The organism is Jiangella rhizosphaerae, from assembly GCF_003579925.1.
Taxonomy (GTDB): Bacteria; Actinomycetota; Actinomycetes; order Jiangellales; family Jiangellaceae; genus Jiangella; species Jiangella rhizosphaerae.
Genome location: NZ_QUAL01000275.1, coordinates 1 through 2,333 on the forward strand (window position 1 = coordinate 1; position 2,333 = coordinate 2,333).

Below are 2,333 nucleotides of genomic sequence, written 5' to 3' on the forward strand. Positions count from 1 at the left end.
CAAGCTCGCCCTCACCTATCGCGGAGGCGTCGTGCTCGCCGCCGTCACCATCTGGCTACGCCAATAAGGAGACGCGCCCTAGTGGTGGTCGGGGGTGAGGTCGCGCATCAGTAGCCCCGTCCACGGCTTGGGCCCGAACGACGTCGACTTGCGCGGCATTCGCTCGCCGCGGGCGGCCAGCGCCAGCACGTCCGCCAGCGCGGGTGGCCGCACCAGAACCGCAATACCGGCGTCGCGCGCGGCAGCGCGCAGGGAGTCGCGGCCGTCATGGTGGTACGTCACGCGCGGATCGGCGTCGTCTACGCCCCAGAGGTAGGCCAGCAGCACGTCCACGAGCACGGCCGCGTCCAACGCGTCCCAGCCGTCGGGGCGGCCGGCCGGCACGGCGTCGGCGAGCACCGACGGTCGCGGCGAACGCAATAGCACCTGTCGCTGACCATCACCGATGACGAAGGCGGTGCCCCGCTCGCCGTCGAGCGCGGCGGCCGGGTCGACATCGGCAGCCAGGTCGACGACGTCGAATCCCTTGGCCGCCGCGGCCGCGGCCTCGTCGAGGGCCAGGCCGGCGACGCTGCGGTGGATGCCGCGCAGCTCGAGCGGGTGCCGGGCGGCGTCGACGAGCAGGGCCAGGCCGTGGTCGGTGGCATGGGGGACGGGGCCGGCGGCGTGCACGGCGCGGTACGCGGCGAACCGGTGGTGTCCGTCGGCGATCAGCGCGGTTCGGCCGGCCAGGTCGGCGGCGATGGCGGCCAGCGGGCCGGGCTGGTCGACGCGCCAGATCCGGTGCGTCTCGCCGGCGACCGTGAACTCCAGGTGCGGCTCCGTGCCGGCTGCGTGGTCGACGACCTCGCTGGCCGCGCCGCCGCCGTCATACGTCAGCAGGATCGGCTCGAGCTGCATCCGGGTCGCGTGCATCAGCGCGGCGCGGTCGGCCACCGGGCCGGGGAAGGTGTTCTCGTGTGGAAGCACGGGTCCGTCGAGTCCGACGCCACCCACCAGGCCGATCGTCGCGCCGCCGGTCGTTACGTGCTCATAGACGTACAGCGCCGGCGCCGGGTCACGGCGCAGCACGCCAGCGGCGCGCCACTCCCGCAGCGCGCGCGCGGCCCCGGCGTACCGGTCGTCGCCCGGAAGGGCGCGGGGGAGCGTCAGGTGGACGATGTTGTGCGGGTCGTGGGCCTCGAACTCGGCCAGCGCCCGGTCGCCGATCACGTCGTACGGCGGGCACACCACCGCGGCCAGGTCGGTGCCGGCTGCGTACGTGGTCGCGCGGAACGGCGTCAGTCGCAGCGGCGGCCCGGCGGGGGTCATCTAGCGGATGGTACGCGGGCCGGTCCCGCCGCCCGGCCACGACCACCGGGAGAGCCGGCTGGGAGGATGGATGCCGTGCAGTCCTTGACCCAGACCTACGACGTCGCCCTGCTCGACCTCGACGGCGTCGTCTACATCGGCGCTCACCCGGTGCCGCACGCGCCCGAATCACTGCAGCGGGCCCGGGCGGCCGGCATGCGGCTGGCGTTCGTCACCAACAACGCCTCCCGCCCGCCGGAACGGGTCGCCGCGCACCTCACCGAGATCGGCGTCGAGGCGCGGGCCGACGAGGTCGTGACGTCGGCGCAGGCGGCCGCCCGGCTCCTGGCCGAGCAGCTGCCCAGCGGCTCGAAGGTCCTGGTGGTCGGCGGCGAGGGACTGGACGTGGCGCTGCGCGAGCAGGACCTCGTCCCGGTGTCCGGCGCCGACGACGGCCCGGTGGCCGTCGTGCAGGGGTTCTCGCCGACGGTCGACTGGCCGATGCTCGCCGAGGGCACCTACGCGGTGGCGTCGGGGCTGCCGTGGGTGGCCACCAACACCGACCCCGTCGTCCCGACCGACCGGGGCCGCGCACCCGGCAACGGCACGCTGGTCGACGCCATCCGGACGGCCACCGGCCGCGAACCGGTCGTCGCCGGCAAGCCGGAGCCGCCGATGCACCGCGAGGCGATGCTGCGGTCCGGGGCCACGCGGCCGCTGGTGGTCGGTGACCGCCTCGACACCGACGTCGAAGGGGCCAACGCGGCCGACGCGGACAGTCTGCTGGTGCTCACCGGCGTCACCGATCCGATCGACCTCGTGTTCGCACCGCCGCGGCTGCGTCCGACCTACGTGGGGCACGACCTGCGTGCGCTGCAGGAGCCGGGGGAGGCGTTGTCGGTTCGCGCGGGTGCGGCGAAGGTGGGCGACTGGCAGGCCGTCGTCGACGGCGGCGCGCTGCGGCTGACCCGAGTCACGGCCGCCGCGCCGGCGGAGGAAGCCGGCCCGGGCGAGAACGGCGCGGGCGAGAACGGCGCGGGCGA

General features: G+C 75.2%; 2 protein-coding genes. One reads left to right on the plus strand and one right to left on the minus strand.

Going from position 1 to position 2,333, the window contains the following annotated elements; genetic code table 11:
• Nucleotides 1-78: 78 nt before the first annotated feature.
• Nucleotides 79-1,311 (minus strand): DUF1015 domain-containing protein, encoded by a 1,233-nt coding sequence (locus DY240_RS23170; protein WP_119662126.1) that lies wholly within the window; start codon nt 1,309-1,311, stop codon nt 79-81.
• A gap of 66 nt (nt 1,312-1,377) precedes the next feature.
• Between DY240_RS23170 and DY240_RS23175 the strand changes: the two genes are divergently transcribed.
• A partial coding sequence (locus tag DY240_RS23175; protein ID WP_119662127.1) for an HAD-IIA family hydrolase occupies nt 1,378-2,333 on the plus strand: 956 nt, incomplete at its 3' end.